Genomic DNA, 16775 nt, shown 5'->3' on the forward strand with positions numbered 1-16775 from the left:
CAATTACCTTTAGAAACTCACCCACCTCAGCGACTAAAGGTGAGGGCAGAGGATGTATCTGCGCTTATGCAGGTCCTTTCACCTGCTAAAAGGCACGAAAATAGCAAGACGTCCTTTGCTAGTACATTCTGTGCGTTGGAATTGAATTGTAATCCTCACATTGATATTATGAGAATGTAGAAATAATTATTGGAGGGGGCATCACCCATGAGTATGGATTTTAACTTTTTAATGAACGATGTAGTTCGCCAAGCCCGTCAGGAAATCACTGGCGCTGGGTATACAGAACTAAAAACGCCTGAGGAAGTGGATGAAGCATTTGCAAAGAAAGGGACTACACTTGTAATGGTCAATTCTGTGTGTGGTTGTGCCGGCGGCATTGCAAGACCTGCTGCTTCACATGCCATTCATTATGATAAACGCCCTGACCAGCTAGTAACCGTGTTCGCCGGCCAGGACAAAGAGGCAACTGAAAAAGCGCGTCAGTATTTTGAAGGCTACCCGCCTTCATCTCCATCATTTGCTATTTTAAAGGACGGAAAGTTCCTTACAATGGTTGAAAGGCATGAAATTGAAGGACATGATCCAATGTCAGTAATCAATAAACTTCAAAGCTACTTTGACCAATATTGCGAAGAAGTGTAAGACTCGAGATTTTCTCGGGTCTTTTTTTCTGTTATTATGGTCTTTAGACAAAAATACAACCCATTGGGGGGTTAGCCCCTTGAATGGGTTAAATGATTAAATTACTTTGGGCCGGACCCATGTTAGGATGGTTAAATATGATGTTTAAAATCGGATATAGGACAATCAAAACAGCGCTGGGTACAACGCTTTCGATTATCCTCGCCCAGCTGGCTGGCCTAGATAATTTTGCATCGGCGGGCATTTTAACCATACTGTGCATTCAGGTTACAAAGAAGAAATCATTAAAGGCTGCATGGTCAAGATTCTTTGCATGCGTTTTGGCGATGGCTTTCTCTTCCATCCTGTTTGAAATGATCGCCTATCATCCTATTGTTATTGGGTTGATGCTCTTGATATTTATCCCAACAACTGTGGCACTTAAAGTAAATGAGGGGATAGTTACGAGCAGTGTTATCATCCTTCACTTTTACAATGCCGGGAACCTCTCTCTGGATCTAATTCTAAATGAAACAGCTTTGATCACCATTGGGATAGGGGTTGCTCTACTGATGAACCTCTACATGCCAAGCCTGGAAAATAGACTTGTGGATTACCAGAGAAGAATTGAACATAATTTCCGATCGATTTTAAAGGAAATTGTGAACTACCTTCGCACTACCGACAGCACATGGGAAGGGAAAGAAATAACTGAAACGAGCCGTCTTCTGGCTGAAGCCAAATCGCTCGCGTTCCGCGATGTGGAAAATCATTTTTTACGGGAAAGTGATGCTTACTATCATTACTTCAAGATGAGGGAAAAGCAATTTGAAATCATCGAACGTATTTTGCCGCTTGTTGCAAATATACGGACAAATGTAAAGCCCTCTGAAATGCTTGCGGATTTTATTGAAACCTTAAGTAATCATGTCCATCCGCAGAATACAGCCATAATATATCTAAGACAGCTTGAAGAGATGGAACGCGAATTCAAGGAAATGGAGCTACCGGCAACCCGGGAAGAGTTCGAATCGAGGGCAGCTTTATTTCAACTGATGAAGGAAATGGAACGTTATCTCCAACTTAAACTTTCTTTCAAAGGTCTGCCAAAACGAGCAAACAGCCGCATGGAAAAAACCTCTCCTGCTTAAAACAAGGAAAGGGGAAGGAGGTTTGTCATGAGGTTAGTGTTATCCATGTTGCTTGTGCTCATGGTTTCCCCTGTATTTCCTGATGCTCCAGCTGTTAAGCCGGGAGACCCGTTTATAATTGTTAACAAAGCCAGTAATAAACACGCCTTTATCAAGGATAATAAAGTTCAAGAGGTTTTGCCTGCCGGCACGGGAAGAAGCGATGAGTTGACTCCTGAGGGATTGTTCACCTGAAAGTGAAAGCTATAAATCCTTATTACCGAAAAAACAACATTCCTCGGGGTGACCCGAGGTTAGGGACCCGCTGGGTTGGCTTCGATGCCAAGGGCACGGACGGTAGGATATACGGTGTGCACGGTGCGAATCAGCCATGGACGGTAGGGAAGTATATTTCCCAGGGATGCATCCGCCTGAAAAATGCAGATGTGGAACGGCTCTATAAAAAGCCCAATCGGCACGAAAATCCTAGTGGCAAAATCTCGGAAGGATTTTCATTTGCTCGCGAAAGAATATGGGGCGATAAAATAATGAAAATTATCAAAAAGGGTCTTGGCAGCATGTTTTTTTCCTTGCCAAGACCCTTTTTTTTACATTAAAAATGCCAGTCCTGACATAAGTGAAGTTAACAGCATGGAAATGAGCATTAAATACACGACTATTTTTCTGATTCTTTTATTTCTCATTTCAAAATCTCCTCTGTAGGAATTTGATTATTCTTATTTTAACGCGGCTGGGTTCATGCAGACAAGCCCTAATAACAAAGACAATTTTACAAGGCACAGAAGGAGGACTTTCCCGTTTTTTGTTGAATATTGTTATAGCCGGATAATTGTCTTTATGATGGGGGATTTTTTATGATAAAAAGTATTGATCACATCGGGATCGCTGTTGCTTCTTTGGAAGAGGCTCTTCCACTCTATACGCAAGTTTTTCAATTAAAGCTTGAGGGTATTGAAACTGTGGAAAGCCAAGGGGTAAGGGTAGCTTTTGTGTCTGCGGGAAATACAATGCTGGAATTATTGGAAGCGTTGTCACCTGAAAGCCCTATTGCGAAATTTATAGAGAAGAAGGGACAGGGAATCCACCATATTGCTTTAGGTGTTGAAAGCATTGGGGAGAGGATTGAATCCATACGTTCCAATGGAATCAAAATGATTAATGAAACGCCGCGGCTTGGCGCCCATAATGCCAAAGTAGCGTTTATGCACCCAAAATCGACAGCGGGGATCCTGTTTGAGTTATGTGAACGGGATTGGGCAGAGGAGGATCATGTATGACTGACATTTACGAAAAAATCAATGAACTGTACGACCGTCGCAGAGAAATTGAACTGGGCGGCGGGGACGAGCGTATTGACAAACAGCATGAAAAAGGAAAACTGACTGCCAGGGAACGGATTGACCTTTTGGTTGACCCGGGTACATTTGTTGAATTAAATCCTTTCATCGAGCACCGCAGCCGCGATTTTGGGCTGGATGGCATGAAGGGCCCCGGGGATGGTGTGGTAACCGGGTTTGGGAAAGTAAATGGCAGGCCCATTTATTTATTTTCGCAGGACTTCACTGTATTCGGCGGGGCGCTTGGAGAGATGCATGCAAAGAAAATCGCGAATGTGATGGATCTGGCGGCAAAGAATGGAGCTCCTTTTGTAGGTTTAAACGATTCGGGCGGGGCGAGAATACAGGAAGGTGTAGTTTCCCTGGATGGCTATGGGCATATTTTTTACCGGAATTCCATTTATTCAGGAGTTATTCCGCAAATTTCAGTAATCATGGGCCCATGTGCAGGAGGAGCGGTGTATTCGCCAGCCATTACCGACTTTGTGTTTATGGTTGAAAAAACGAGCCAAATGTTCATTACAGGGCCAAAGGTTATTGAAACAGTGACCGGGGAAAAGATTAGCTCCGAGGATCTAGGTGGGGCGAATGTGCATAATTCCATCAGCGGAAACGCGCACTTCAAGGGTGAAACGGAAGAGGAAGTGCTTGAAATGGTACGAGCCCTAATTGGCTACCTTCCCCAAAATAATGAAGAAAAGCCGCCGCGCTGGGAAGTCGAAGAAGAAACTGATTACCGTCCGGATTTGACTGATACAATCCCGTTTGACCCGCTTCGCCCCTACGATGTTCGAGCCGTAATCGGACAGGTTGCAGATAAAGGCACGTTCATGGAAGTCCAAAAAGATTTTGCGAAAAATATCGTAGTCGGTTTGGCAAGGATTAAAGGCGATGTAGTCGGGTTAGTTTGTAACCAGCCAAAATTCATGGCCGGGGGGCTTGATATTGATTCATCCGATAAAGCGGCCCGTTTCATACGCTTTTGTGATTCTTTCAATATACCAATCATCACTTTTGAAGATGTCTCCGGCTTTTTTCCAGGTGTAAAACAAGAGCATGGGGGTATCATTAGGCACGGTGCAAAAATTCTCTACGCCTATTCGGAAGCTACTGTTCCAAAGCTTACAGTCATCCTTCGAAAGGCATACGGCGGGGCCTATGTGGCACTCAACAGCAAATCAATTGGAGCCGATCTGGTCTTTGCGTGGCCTAATGCTGAAATTGCCGTCATGGGTCCACAAGGAGCGGCCAATATCATCTTTGCAAAAGAAATCCAAAATAGCGATGACCCTGAACAAACCCGTGCCCAGAAGATTGAGGAGTATAGGGAGAAGTTTGCAAACCCCTATGTAGCTGCAAGCCAAGGTATGGTGGATGACGTAATCGACCCGCGCGATACGAGGATCAAGCTTATCCAGGCGCTTGATATGCTCCGTAACAAAAAGGAATCCAGGCCATACAAAAAGCATGGAAACATTCCTTTATAACCACGGTATAGGGTATGTAGCGACGCATATCGGAAATTTGCCGGACGTCCTTCTCGGGAGTATACTGATACAGTACATAACTTTTGGAGGTATGAACATTGATTAATGAACAGCGTTTGGTCCGGGAATTTATGGAGTTGGTCCAAGTTGATTCCGAAACAAAGTTTGAATCGGAAATAGCGCAAGTGTTGAAAGCGAAGTTTTCCGAGCTCGGGGTTGAGGTTTTTGAAGATGACACAACCGGTGTAACAGGACATGGGGCAGGCAATCTGGTTTGTACCCTAAAAGGTTCAAAAGAAGATGTAGACACCATTTATTTTACTTCCCACATGGACACAGTCGTTCCAGGGAAAGGGATAAAACCTTCCATTAAGGATGGATATATTGTGTCCGATGGCAGGACGATCCTTGGAGCGGATGATAAAGCAGGCCTTGCGGTTATGCTCGAAACGATAAAAGTTCTGAAGGAACAAAATATTGAACATGGAACAATCGAATTCATTATTACCGCAGGCGAGGAATCGGGATTAGTAGGCGCAAAAGCACTTGACCGTTCCTTAGTGACGGCCAAATTCGGTTATGCCCTTGATAGTGACGGGAAAGTCGGAAATATAGTGGTGGCAGCACCGACACAGGCCAAAGTTAATGCCAGGCTCTATGGCAAAACCGCCCATGCCGGTGTCGCTCCTGAGAAAGGGGTTTCGGCAATAACCATCGCAGCAAAGGCAATTGCAAGAATGCCGCTGGGCAGAATCGATTCAGAAACCACAGCAAACATTGGCCGTTTCGAGGGTGGCACGCAGACAAATATTGTGTGCGACTATGTGGAAATCCTGGCAGAGGCACGGTCATTGATTCCTGAAAAGATGGAACAACAGGCCGCGAGGATGAAGGAAGCGTTCGAAACCGCTGCTGTTGAAATGGGCGGCCGCGCTGAGGTTGATATCATTGTCATGTATCCAGGATTTAAATTCGGTGCAGGGGACCATGTTGTGGAGGTCGCAAGAAAAGCAGCTGAAAAAATTGGCCGCCCTTGTGAACTGCAGCAAAGTGGAGGCGGCAGTGATGCGAATGTGATTGCCGGCTTCGGTATTCCGACTGTCAATCTGGCTGTTGGTTATGAAGAGATTCATACAACGAATGAAAAGATACCTGTTGAAGAATTGGTTAAGCTTGGCGAAATGGTGATTGCCATCGTCCAGGAAGTAGCGGGGGAGTAATTTTTATTAGTAGCAAGGCGCCGGAAGTATCGGCGCCTTTTTCCCGTCTTAAGGGGAAGTATGTGTACCAGCCCTCACGTTTTGCTACAATAATTGTAATAACATAACAGATAAGGAAGTGACCGATGTGAACAATATGTATCCGAAGAATGGAAGGGTCATCCTCCACGTTGATATGAATAGCTTTTACGCATCGGTCGAAGTGGCTTATGACGCTTCCTTGAAAGGTAAACCGCTTGCAATTGCGGGCAATCCAGAAGAACGGCGCGGTATTATTGTCACATGCAGCTACGAGGCAAGAAAGTTTGGCGTGAAGACTACGATGCCATTGTGGGAAGCAAGAAAGCTGTGTCCGCAGCTTGTGGTGATGAAACCCGATTTTGAGAAATACCGTAAAGCGTCCATGGCGATATTTGAACTGTTAAGACAGTATACAGAATGGGTAGAGCCTGTATCCATTGATGAAGGTTATCTTGATATTACAAAGTGTGGTCATATAGGCTCCCCTGTTGAAATTGCAGAAAGCATCCAAAAACGGATTCTTGAAACGATGGATCTGCCGTGCAGCATTGGTATCGCGCCTAACAAGTTTCTTGCAAAAACAGCTTCCGATATGAAAAAGCCATTAGGGGTCACGATTTTAAGAAAAAGGGATGTTCCTGTAAAGCTATGGCCGCTCCCGGTCGGGGACATGCACGGAATAGGCAGGAAGACAGCCGAAAAGCTGGGGAATATCGGCATCCAAACAATCGGTGACCTGGCAAAGGCAAATGATATCCAGCTCAAGAGATTATTAGGAATCAACGGTGTACGTTTGAAGGAACGTGCGAACGGTAATGACAGCAGGGAGGTTGACCCTGATTCCATCTCCCAGCATAAAACTGTTGGGAATTCGACCACTTTGCCGCATGACTCTTCCAATCAAAAAGATTTGATAGATATTTTAAAAAAGCTGTCAGGTAAAGTTGCGATCCGGCTAAAAAATAAAGGGCTGGTCGGCCAGAAAGTCGGAGTCACAATCCGCTATAAAGACAGGAATACTATTACCCGCAGCCGAATCGTCGACAACCCTTTTTCGGAAAGAGATGAAATACATGATTTGGCTGTAGAACTTTTCAAGAAGCATTGGAACGGGGAAGCTGTCCGGCTATTGGGCGTAACTGCCTTTGATGTGACGGAAAAAGACTCAGCCTTTAAGCAACTCGATTTATTTTCCTATCAAACGGATGCTGAAAAAGAACCTTTGTTTGAAGCGGTGGAGAAGCTGCAGGACAAGTATGGAAAAAGTATCATAAGCAAGGGCCTGCCTGCTGCAAAAAGCAGCACTCCTTCATCCGTTGTCACTGAAACAAGCTTTAGCAAGGATTTTTTCGACAATTTCAGGCTAAAGGATAAACCGCTCCCTTCGTTCCAAAAAGAAGATGACTAATCATTTTTTTCGGGTAAAATAGGAAAGAATAAGCAAAATGGTTTGAACATAATCAGAATACTTGCTAGAGTAAAGTAGTTCGATTAGTTTTAAAGAAGGGAAGATCTATCCATGTCAAAACAACAAATTGGTGTAATCGGTCTTGCTGTAATGGGCAAGAACCTGGCGTTCAATATCGAAAGCAGAGGGTATTCTGTATCGGTATATAACCGCTCAAGGGAAAAAACGGACGAAATGATGAAAGAAGCACAAGGGAAAAATGTTGTACCTACATACAGTATGGAAGAGTTTGTCTCATCACTGGAAAGCCCAAGAAAAATCTTGTTAATGGTAAAAGCAGGAGGAGCAACGGATGCTACAATTGAGCAGCTTAAGCCTCTGCTTGATAAAGGGGACATCGTGATTGATGGCGGTAACACGTTCTTCAAGGATACTCAGCGCCGCAATGAAGAGTTGAGCGAGCTTGGGATCCATTTCATTGGTACAGGTGTATCAGGCGGGGAAGAAGGGGCATTGACAGGACCTTCGATCATGCCTGGCGGCCAAAAAGAAGCTTATGAGCTGGTTGCCCCAATTTTAAAAGATATTTCTGCAAAAGTTAATGGTGACGCTTGCTGCACCTATATCGGTCCGGATGGCGCTGGACATTATGTCAAAATGGTGCACAACGGTATTGAGTATGGTGATATGCAGCTGATTTCAGAATCTTATTTCTTATTGAAAAATATTCTTGGTTTATCAGCAGAAGAGCTTCACAGCGTGTTCGCAGAATGGAATAAAGGTGAGCTGGACAGCTATCTAATTGAAATTACTGCAGATATCTTCAAAAAATATGATGAGGAAACAGGCAAGCCAATGGTTGATGTGATCCTTGATAAAGCTGGCCAAAAAGGAACCGGTAAATGGACAAGCCAAAGTGCCCTTGATCTGGGTGTTCCTCTTCCGATCATCACGGAATCAGTTTTTGCCCGTTTCATCTCTGCTCTTAAGGACGAGCGTGTCGCTGCAAGCAAAGTATTGAGCGGCCCTGAAGCAAAACCTTTTGACGGCGATAAGGAAGCGTTCATCGAAAGCATCCGTAAAGCGCTATATATGAGTAAAATTTGCTCTTATGCGCAAGGCTTTGCCCAAATGAAGGCAGCTTCTGAAGAGTATGGATGGGATTTAAGTTATGGTGAAATAGCTATGATTTTCCGCGGCGGCTGCATTATCCGCGCGCAATTCCTACAAAAGATCAAGGATGCATACGATCGTGAAGCCAACCTGAACAACCTGCTTCTTGATCCTTATTTCAAGGAGATCGTGGAAAGCTACCAGGGAGCACTACGTGAAGTTATCGTAACGGCAACATTGAATGGTATTCCAGTCCCTAGCTTCTCAGCTGCATTGTCTTATTATGACAGCTACCGCACGGAAACCCTTCCGGCCAACCTAATTCAGGCCCAGCGCGATTACTTTGGGGCGCATACATATCAACGTGTTGATAAAGAAGGCACTTTCCATACAGAGTGGATGGAGAAATAAAATAGCAGCAGTCTAAACGGATTAAGCCCAGTGGGTTTAGTCCGTTTTTCTTTTACAAAACAAGCAATACAATGGGTTATCTCTAAAAGCCCTAGTAAAAAGCAGCAGCTAAAGTTATATTGGTTGATCTTTATACGTATAATTCAGCAGTCCGTAAGCCGATGGAGGGAGGATAACAGGCTGTGTTTTGGATTGTTGTAGGTATATTTGTTTTTTTAGTAGTCGCTGAAACAAGTATTTCTTTTTGGTTGAACAGAGGGGCAACTAAACAACCAATAATAAGAAACTATAGATTCGTCAAACTTATCAAAAATAAATTATCAAAAAACAAAGCAAGATAAAAGCAACAGAGGATGTCCGATTCAGGACATCCTCTGCAAGTATGGATATTAACAATTTTCCTCAAGGTCAAGGTTTTCTACAGGCCACCAGGAATGGCCGTCCTTTTCCAATAGCTCGTCAGCACATGTCGGTCCTGTCGTGCCAGCTGGATAGTTAGGGAATGAGGTTTCTTTTGTGTTCTCCCAGAAATTTGAAATGCTATCAACAAACTTCCAGGACAACGCCACTTCATCCCAGTGGGTAAAGTTCGTTGCATCTCCGCGCATGCTGTCATATAAAAGCCTTTCATAGGCTTCAGGTGTATTGATGCGGTCGGTGCCTTTATTAGAGAAGGATAATTGCACCGGAGTCGATTTCATGTTTGTCCCTGTTTTTCTGGCGTTAAGAAGGAGCGTAATTCCTTCATCAGGCTGGATATGAATGACCAGGAGGTTAGGGTGGAGGGTTTCCTCCGTTTTATAATATAAGTTCATAGGAATATCCTTGAATTGAACAACGATTTTCGTTGATTTTATATCCATCCGTTTACCCGTACGAATATAAAAAGGTACACCCGCCCAACGGAAATTGGCGATCATGAGTTTACCCGCAACAAATGTTTCGGTGTTGGAATCTGGGTCGACCATCGGTTCTTGCCGATAACCGGGAACTTGCTCTCCATTCAAGGAGCCGGCTGCGTACTGGCCGCGAACAAAATATTGACTCACTTCTTCTTTTTTCATAGGGCGAAGCGAACGAAGAGCGCGGACTTTTTCGCTGCGTATTTCCTCGGTGGTCAGCCGGATTGGCGGCTCCATGGCTAGGAGTGCGACCATTTGAAGCATGTGGTTTTGAACCATGTCGCGCAATGCACCGCTTTTTTCATAATAACGTCCCCGTTCCTCTACTCCAAGTGTTTCACTCGAGGTAACCTGGATATTGGAAATGTATCTGCTGTTCCAAAGCGGTTCAAAAATGGCATTTGCGAAACGGATTACTTCGATGTTTTGAACCATTTCTTTACCAAGATAATGGTCAATCCGGTAGATTTCATCCTCGCTAAACGCTGTACGGATTTGTTCGTTCAGCTCTTGGGCACTTTCAAAGCTGTGGCCGAAAGGCTTTTCAATTACAAGGCGCTTGTATCCGTTTGTTTCTGTCAATCCTTGTTCTTTCACCTGTTCTGCAATCGTACCGAAGAATTCCGGTGCCATCGCTAAGTAAAATATCCGGTTTCCTTCCAGCTTATAATGGCTGTCCAGTTGATCGGCGATTTCCTTTAGCTGTATGTATGATTCTGAGCTGGTTACATCATGCGAATGGTAATAGAAATGCGAAGCAAATTCATCGACGTTTTCGCTTTCCCCGGCAAAAGTTAAAATCGATTCTTTGACGTTGGCCTGAAATTCATCATTCGACAACTGTCTCCTGGCTACACCCACGACAGCGAATTTATTTATTTGCTCTTTCTGGAATAATCGATAAATGGAAGGGAACAGTTTTCGCTTCGCCAGGTCCCCGGTTGCGCCGAAAATCATGATTAATGCGGTCGGTTTGTTTTCTTCAATCAATGTTAAAACCTCTTTTCTCAAGTTTCACAACTATTCTGTCTTTCCTGACAAAACAATCTATTCCAATATATAATTTGTTGGCTTTTTACGCAAATGTTGAGCATACCCTTATTGTTTTGCAAACCTTCACAATATATTCCCTCTATGTAATTCGATAAAATCCTGAGTTTTCAGTGGTTTAAAAGAGTAGGATAAAGGTGCGCAAGTTATGGAAACATTCCATGAAACCCATGATTTTTGATCCCGCATGCTGCTTACTATCTCCCTGCAAAAATGCGCGAACTGAATTTCAGGAACCAAAAAACGGCTTCTCAGTTAATTGGTAAGCTGGGTGCCGAGGGTCTGGTTGGAAATGCAGCAGGTGGTACGAAAGGATTGAATATACAATGGCTCTTAAAACGCCATGCTTTTTATGCTATATTGAGAGAATACATAATCGCAGGTGGAGGTTAATTATAGTGGATTTAGTATTTTTAGGCACTGGTGCAGCGGTGCCGGCCAAGGCCAGGAATGTATCTTCCATTGCGCTGCAACTCCTTGAAGAAAGGGGGGCAGTATGGCTGTTTGACTGCGGTGAAGCTACACAGCACCAAATCTTGAAAACTCCAGTCAAACCGCGAAAGATTGAGAAAATATTCATTACCCACCTTCACGGGGATCATATTTTCGGGCTGCCCGGCTTGCTTGGCAGCCGGTCGTTTCAGGGTGGAGTAGACGAGCTCACGATCTATGGCCCACCGGGGGTAGAAGAGTTCGTAAAAACAAGCATAAGGGTAAGCGGTACCCACTTGAAATACTCTCTTAAAGTTATTGAGATAGAAGGAGGCACTTTGTTTGAAGATGAACAATTTACCGTGTCGGCGCTCCCGCTTGCTCATGGGATGTTTTGTCTGGGGTATCGGATTGTAGAACATGACCGTCCTGGAAGCTTACTGATCGATAAGCTTAGGGCTGAGGGTGTAAAACCTGGCCCTGCCTTCAAAGCCCTTAAGAATGGGGAAAATGTGAATCTAGAGGATGGAAGGATATTGAATGCGGCTGATTACGTTGGTGCTCCGCAAAGGGGGCGCATCATTACGATTTTGGGAGATACTCGGCCGTGTGACAATGCTGTAGTCCTTGCGAAGGATGCTGATTATTTGATACACGAAGCGACATTTGCTCAAGACGAGCACGAAATGGCACACGACTATTTTCACTCGACAACAGCACAGGCCGCCACGATGGCAAAACGTGCAAACGCAAAACATTTACTATTAACCCATATCAGCTCGAGGTACACTGCGGAGGATTCAGATAGGCTTAGAACTGAAAGCATGGAAATATTTCCGAGATCTATTATTGCCGAGGATCTTCTCAGCATAAAAATCCCCCTTTATCCGGACCAGCATAATTAGGCTTCAGAGTGTTAGCTTTGATGGAGGAAACTAAGAAACCATCCAGGATCATTGTTTCTGGATGGTTTTTTACATTTATTGTTCTTTTTTACCAAGCCCTTTTGTACTGTACAGGCGGTTCAACTTCATGCCGCAGTTCTTTAGCGGCATTTCTAGGCCAGTAAGGATCACGCAAAAGCTCGCGGGCAAGGAGTACTAAATCAGCCCGGTTATTTTGCAAAATTTCCTCTGCCTGGATGCCTGAAGTAATTAGGCCTACAGCCGCGGTATCAATGCTGGCCCCATGTTTGATTGTTTCACTGAATGGTACCTGATAACCCGGATAAGCCTTAATCTTTGCGGGAACGACTGCTCCTGAACTAACATCAATTAGATCGACTCCGTCTTCTTTCATCCAGCGGGCCATCTCCACATACTTCTCTGCTGTCATGCCTTCTTCATGATAATCATGGGCCGATAAGCGGACGAATAATGGGCCGTCCCAGACTTCCTTCACAGCGGCTATCGTTTCCTTAAGGATGCGGTAACGGTTTTGGGCGGCGCCCCCATACTCATCTGTCCGTTTGTTGCTTAACGGAGAGAGGAATTGGTTGATTAGGTAGCCGTGGGCAGCATGTAGTTCAATCACATCGAAGCCGGCTTTTATTGCACGCTCTGCGCCAACTTTAAAGGCTTGAACTGTTTCTTCAATATCCTTCTTTGTCATTTCTCTTGGGGTTTTATATTGATCGTTAAATGCAATTGGCGAAGGAGCTATAATCTCTTCTCTAACCTCCGATTTCCTCCCGGCGTGGGCCAGCTGGATTCCGGTCATGGCACCCTGCTCTTTTATCAATGAAACCAGCTTAGCCAACCCTTCAACATGCTCATCACTCCAAATCCCCAGGTCGTTGACTGAGATTCTCCCCTGAGCCGTGACTGCTGTCGCTTCGGTTATGATCAAACCGACACCACCGACTGCCCGGCTGGTATAATGGGTTTTATGCCAGGTTTGTACGAGGCCGTCCTCGTCAGGGCAGGAGTATTGGCACATAGGTGACATCACAATACGGTTCTTCAATGTTACATTCTTAATCTGGTAAGGTGAAAATAGCTTTGCACTCATGCTTCCACTCTCCTTGCATCTTTGGATTCAAATACAAGGTTAGTATATCAATCATTGTAACTGACTACTATAAATCTGATTGGTTCGCCTTATACTCTAATGCATTACCTGTTGGGCGCGTGCCCCCAACACGGTAATACGTTCGGACGCAGAATCCTTTCAGGCCATGTTAAGCTTTATCTTGCGTTTAATAAGCTTTCGGCTAGCTCATCGCTGATTTGCCGTCCCAATTTTTTAGATTGCATGGCTGCCTCTTGAATGCAGGAAATAACTGCTGCTTGAACACCGCTATCCTCCAAGACATTAAGACCAGCTTCCGTTGTTCCTCCCGGGGACGTAACCTCTTTGCGGAGAACAGCCGGGGACTTATCAGATTGGCTCAACATTGCCGCTGCACCGATCAACGTCTGGATAATCAATTGCTTGGCAGTCTCCGCGTCCAGCCCGATTGTCAGCGACGATTTTTCCATTGCTTCCACCAGATAGTAAATATAGGCCGGACCGCTGCCTGATAATCCGGTTACCGCATCCAGCTGATCTTCTTTGACGGTAGTGACAGTCCCAATTGTTTCAAAAAGCTCTTGGGCCAGATCAAGATCATGCTCACTTGCATGTTGATTGCCGGCAATAGCTGTTGCAGATTCTCCTACAGCCGCCGATGTATTTGGCATCGCACGGATAATAGAAACCTTCTTGCTGATTAGGCCCTCCAGGCTTGCGGTGTGAACGCCCGCGGCTACTGATATAAGCAGCATTTGTTCGCTGATAAAAGGCTTCGCCGCCTCCATTGCTCCAAGAATATCCTTTGGCTTTACGGCAAGGAATACAATATCGGCATCCTTAAGCAGCGTTTCTAATGATTCCGAAATAGACACCCCATACCGGCTTTGCAAAAAAGCAAGTCTATCTTTATCGCTCCTGTTTGTTATATAAATTTCTTTCGGTTTGACAATATCTTTCGCAACCATTCCTGATATGATGGCTTCTGCCATCGATCCTGCACCAATAAATGCAATCTTTCTCATAAAAATTCCTCCCTATGTAAAACGATTAAAATCAAAAAAGACCCTTCATCCAAATAAAGGACGAAAGGCCTTAGCTTCCGTGGTACCACCTTTGTTCATCTTCCTTTTAATATGGAAAGATACAACTCTTGTAACCGTTACCGCCGGTCGGACGCCAGGTTTTCCTGAAGGCTCATAAGGTAGGTTCAATATCCTAACGGAACTGTGAAGCCTTTCAGCCGATGGGCTTCACTCTCTTTAGCCATAGGGTATTTACTGGTCTTATTCATTGCCATGCCGTTTTAATTTTACTAGTGATTATGAGGTAAGGACAGGTCTCATGTCAACAAAGGATTGTTAGAAAAGTCAAAAAAATAATTCCAAACTATGTGAAAATAATGACAACCAACTTTCTTAGAGGTAATATATGTATAAATAAAATGTTTTGTACTTGTTTTTATTCCCGGCTTTCCAAAGGTTAAGAAAAGAAAATATCCTGCATGAACAGGTAGCAACCCTCCAACACAAACATTTAATAAGCATAAAGAAATCTAAAGTGGGGGATAACTGCCAGTCAATGTCCGAATGGTTCAATTAAACATCACGACGGCATGAACCATCCTTATGCGAGTTTTACTTTATATAAATATAACATTCAAGGTGGCAGAAAAATGACAGAATGGAACAATGGCGTTGCAAAAATCTCCTTGCCGACACCTTTTCCGGTAGGAGATGTAAATGTTTATCTCTTAAAAGGAGATGCTTTGACATTGATTGATACTGGCCTAAGCACAGAGCAAGGAAAAGAAGCGCTGATACGGGGCTTGGGGCAGGTTGGATTGAGGTTGGAAGATATTGAGCAAATTGTGTTAACTCATCACCACCCCGACCACGCAGGAGGCCTTGGACTTTTTTCACAGGATGTTCCGGTATATGGCCATCCGAATAACCAAAGGTTTCTTCTGATGACCGATGAATTTATTGAGGAACACGAGCGTTTTTACCTCGATTTTGCACGTAAGCTCGGGGTTCCTGAGGATTATAAGAAGATGATTGCCCAAATCCGGCGCTCTGCGAAATATGTCAGCCCACGCGTTCTTAGGTCTGGACTCATCGAAGGGGATGCAGTTCCGGCACACGCTGATTGGAAGGTGATAGAAACACCAGGTCATGCACAGAGCCATATCTCGTTCTACCGGGAAAAAGACGGTGTGATGATTGGTGGGGATCACCTGCTTGAAAAAATATCACCTAACCCGTTGATGGAGCCTCCCATTCATCCGGGGGAGGAACGGCCCAAGCCTCTGCTCCAATACAATGAATCGTTAAATAAATGGCTTGGCATCCCTATTTCTATGCTGTATACCGGCCATGGCAACGAAGTGTTTGATGTGCCGGGCGTCATTAAAAAACAGAGGGAACGCCAGCACCTTCGTGCGATGAATGTCAAAAAGATGCTTGAAGGAAAGGCCTTATCAGGCTTCGAGGTTTGCAGGCGGCTCTTTCCTGCTGTATATGAGAAGGAATTGGGCCTTACGCTGTCGGAAACGGTTGGGCAACTTGATTATCTTGAGAATTTAGGAGAAATTAAAGCAGAAGAAAAGTCAGGAACCATTCTTTATTCTGTTCGCCAATGATAAGGTGGGATTTGTATGGGTAGGCTGCAAGGAAAATGTGTGGTGATTACGGGGGCTTCCGGGGGAATCGGAAGAGAGACGGCCCTCCGGGCGGCAAAGGAAGGGGCGCGAGTTGTCCTTCTAGCACGAAGCATCGATAAATTAAATCAATTGAAGGACGAAATATCTGGCAGCTACCAAACAGAAGCCTTTGCGTTTAAGCTTGATGTAGCCGACACGGCAAAAATTAAACCGCTATTTGAAGAGATTACAAGAATTGCCGGTGAAATTGATGTGCTTGTGAACAATGCTGGTTTTGGGGTTTTTAAAGAAGCTCATGAGGCCGACCCAGAAGAGGTGAAAGCAATGTTCGATGTCAATGTGCTTGGATTGATTTCATGCACACAGGCTGTCATTCCCTCCATGGTGCGACGCAACTATGGACATATCATTAACATTGCGTCACAGGCTGGCAAAATCGCTACCCCGAAATCGAGTGTCTATTCGGCGACCAAGCATGCTGTATTGGGCTATTCAAACAGTCTCCGCCTCGAGCTGATAAGAGAGCATGTGTTTGTAACAACCGTTAATCCAGGGCCAATAGCTACGAATTTTTTTGATATTGCGGACCAATCCGGAACTTACGTAAAGAATATCCAAAAATTCATGCTGAAACCGGATTATGTCGCAGAAAAAATTGTTTCCGCCATGCTTACGAAAAAACGGGAAATCAACCTGCCCGGATGGATGAATCTGGGGAGCACCCTTTACACCTTATTTCCAAGAACTGTAGAAGCAGTTGGGAAAAATGCCTTTTTTAAAAAATAGAAGTCCGTTCCCTATGGCATAGGATCATTTCTCGTATCATCTCTTTTAAAAAAGGGACGATTTTCTTTACCAAATCTGGTTTTTTGTGTATGTTTCAAGTGTATTGTTTGAAATTCTTATGGTTTTAGAGTTTTCGCCTATTGGGGGAGTTGGAGGGAAGC

Annotated in this window: 14 protein-coding genes and 1 pseudogene; 11 read left to right on the plus strand and 4 right to left on the minus strand. The window is 44.5% G+C overall.

Annotated elements, in window-relative coordinates; all coding sequences use genetic code 11:
• The first annotated feature begins 207 nt into the window (after positions 1 to 207).
• From CUU64_RS05055 to CUU64_RS05065, 3 genes and pseudogenes are all read left to right on the plus strand, one after another.
• Positions 208 to 645, plus strand: coding sequence for a BrxA/BrxB family bacilliredoxin (locus CUU64_RS05055; RefSeq protein WP_101632186.1), 438 nt, complete (start codon positions 208 to 210; stop codon positions 643 to 645).
• A 140-nt stretch (positions 646 to 785) separates the two neighbouring features.
• A complete protein-coding gene (locus tag CUU64_RS05060; protein ID WP_101632925.1) occupies positions 786 to 1775 on the plus strand; it encodes an aromatic acid exporter family protein in 990 nt (329 codons plus the stop codon).
• A 27-nt stretch (positions 1776 to 1802) separates the two neighbouring features.
• Positions 1803 to 2303 (plus strand): annotated as a pseudogene (locus tag CUU64_RS05065) (L,D-transpeptidase).
• 59 nt (positions 2304 to 2362) lie between these two features.
• Here the strand turns inward: CUU64_RS05065 and prli42 are convergent.
• Positions 2363 to 2458 carry a stressosome-associated protein Prli42 gene (gene prli42 / locus CUU64_RS21855; RefSeq protein WP_180954466.1) on the minus strand — a complete coding sequence of 32 codons (96 nt, stop codon included), beginning with the start codon at positions 2456 to 2458 and terminating at the stop codon, positions 2363 to 2365.
• Positions 2459 to 2629: 171 nt separating this feature from the next.
• Here prli42 and mce point away from each other — a divergent pair, with 171 nt between their 5' ends.
• From mce to gndA, 5 genes are all read left to right on the plus strand, one after another.
• Positions 2630 to 3052 (plus strand): methylmalonyl-CoA epimerase, encoded by a 423-nt coding sequence (mce, locus tag CUU64_RS05070; protein WP_101632187.1) that lies wholly within the window; start codon positions 2630 to 2632, stop codon positions 3050 to 3052.
• Complete coding sequence (locus CUU64_RS05075; protein ID WP_101632188.1) at positions 3049 to 4599, plus strand: acyl-CoA carboxylase subunit beta; 1551 nt, start codon at positions 3049 to 3051, stop codon at positions 4597 to 4599. Before mce ends, CUU64_RS05075 begins: the two co-directional genes overlap by 4 nt.
• Positions 4600 to 4697: 98 nt before the next feature.
• Positions 4698 to 5819 (plus strand): M20/M25/M40 family metallo-hydrolase, encoded by a 1122-nt coding sequence (locus CUU64_RS05080; RefSeq protein ID WP_101632189.1) that lies wholly within the window; start codon positions 4698 to 4700, stop codon positions 5817 to 5819.
• Between the two features lie 127 nt (positions 5820 to 5946).
• A complete protein-coding gene (locus tag CUU64_RS05085) occupies positions 5947 to 7248 on the plus strand; it encodes a DNA polymerase IV (protein ID WP_101632190.1) in 1302 nt (433 codons plus the stop codon).
• Positions 7249 to 7359: 111 nt separating this feature from the next.
• A complete protein-coding gene (gndA, locus tag CUU64_RS05090; protein ID WP_101632191.1) occupies positions 7360 to 8772 on the plus strand; it encodes an NADP-dependent phosphogluconate dehydrogenase in 1413 nt (470 codons plus the stop codon).
• A gap of 389 nt (positions 8773 to 9161) precedes the next feature.
• Here gndA and zwf read toward each other — a convergent pair whose 3' ends face one another.
• Entirely contained in the window at positions 9162 to 10631 is a 1470-nt protein-coding gene (zwf, locus tag CUU64_RS05095; protein WP_219621864.1) for a glucose-6-phosphate dehydrogenase, read from the minus strand.
• A gap of 491 nt (positions 10632 to 11122) precedes the next feature.
• On the opposite strand from zwf, the gene rnz reads away from it, so the two are divergent.
• A complete protein-coding gene (gene rnz, locus CUU64_RS05105) occupies positions 11123 to 12061 on the plus strand; it encodes a ribonuclease Z (RefSeq protein ID WP_101632194.1) in 939 nt (312 codons plus the stop codon).
• An 88-nt stretch (positions 12062 to 12149) separates the two neighbouring features.
• Here rnz and namA read toward each other — a convergent pair whose 3' ends face one another.
• Positions 12150 to 13166 carry an NADPH dehydrogenase NamA gene (namA, locus tag CUU64_RS05110; RefSeq protein ID WP_101632195.1) on the minus strand — a complete coding sequence of 339 codons (1017 nt, stop codon included), beginning with the start codon at positions 13164 to 13166 and terminating at the stop codon, positions 12150 to 12152.
• Between the two features lie 176 nt (positions 13167 to 13342).
• Complete coding sequence (proC, locus tag CUU64_RS05115; RefSeq protein WP_101632196.1) at positions 13343 to 14191, minus strand: pyrroline-5-carboxylate reductase; 849 nt, start codon at positions 14189 to 14191, stop codon at positions 13343 to 13345.
• Between the two features lie 650 nt (positions 14192 to 14841).
• Between proC and CUU64_RS05120 the strand changes: the two genes are divergently transcribed.
• On the plus strand, positions 14842 to 15807 hold the full coding sequence (locus CUU64_RS05120) for an MBL fold metallo-hydrolase (protein WP_101632197.1): 966 nt from the start codon (positions 14842 to 14844) through the stop codon (positions 15805 to 15807).
• Between the two features lie 15 nt (positions 15808 to 15822).
• Complete coding sequence (locus tag CUU64_RS05125; protein WP_101632198.1) at positions 15823 to 16614, plus strand: SDR family NAD(P)-dependent oxidoreductase; 792 nt, start codon at positions 15823 to 15825, stop codon at positions 16612 to 16614.
• Positions 16615 to 16775 lie beyond the last annotated feature (161 nt).

Source organism: Bacillus sp. V5-8f, assembly GCF_002863565.1.
Lineage (GTDB): Bacteria > Bacillota > Bacilli > Bacillales > DSM-1321 > Peribacillus.

Bases quoted from the DNA above. Each gene is read 5' to 3' on its own strand.
- CUU64_RS05060 (WP_101632925.1), top strand. From the start codon at position 786: ATGTTTAAAATCGGATATAGGACAATCAAAACAGCGCTGGGTACAACG.
- mce (WP_101632187.1), top strand. From the start codon at position 2,630: ATGATAAAAAGTATTGATCACATCGGGATCGCTGTTGCTTCTTTGGAA.
- zwf (WP_219621864.1), bottom strand. From the start codon at position 10,631: ATGATTTTCGGCGCAACCGGGGACCTGGCGAAGCGAAAACTGTTCCCT.
- CUU64_RS05075 (WP_101632188.1), top strand. From the start codon at position 3,049: ATGACTGACATTTACGAAAAAATCAATGAACTGTACGACCGTCGCAGA.
- prli42 (WP_180954466.1), bottom strand. From the start codon at position 2,458: ATGAGAAATAAAAGAATCAGAAAAATAGTCGTGTATTTAATGCTCATT.
- CUU64_RS05055 (WP_101632186.1), top strand. From the start codon at position 208: ATGAGTATGGATTTTAACTTTTTAATGAACGATGTAGTTCGCCAAGCC.
- proC (WP_101632196.1), bottom strand. From the start codon at position 14,191: ATGAGAAAGATTGCATTTATTGGTGCAGGATCGATGGCAGAAGCCATC.
- gndA (WP_101632191.1), top strand. From the start codon at position 7,360: ATGTCAAAACAACAAATTGGTGTAATCGGTCTTGCTGTAATGGGCAAG.
- namA (WP_101632195.1), bottom strand. From the start codon at position 13,166: ATGAGTGCAAAGCTATTTTCACCTTACCAGATTAAGAATGTAACATTG.
- CUU64_RS05125 (WP_101632198.1), top strand. From the start codon at position 15,823: ATGGGTAGGCTGCAAGGAAAATGTGTGGTGATTACGGGGGCTTCCGGG.
- CUU64_RS05120 (WP_101632197.1), top strand. From the start codon at position 14,842: ATGACAGAATGGAACAATGGCGTTGCAAAAATCTCCTTGCCGACACCT.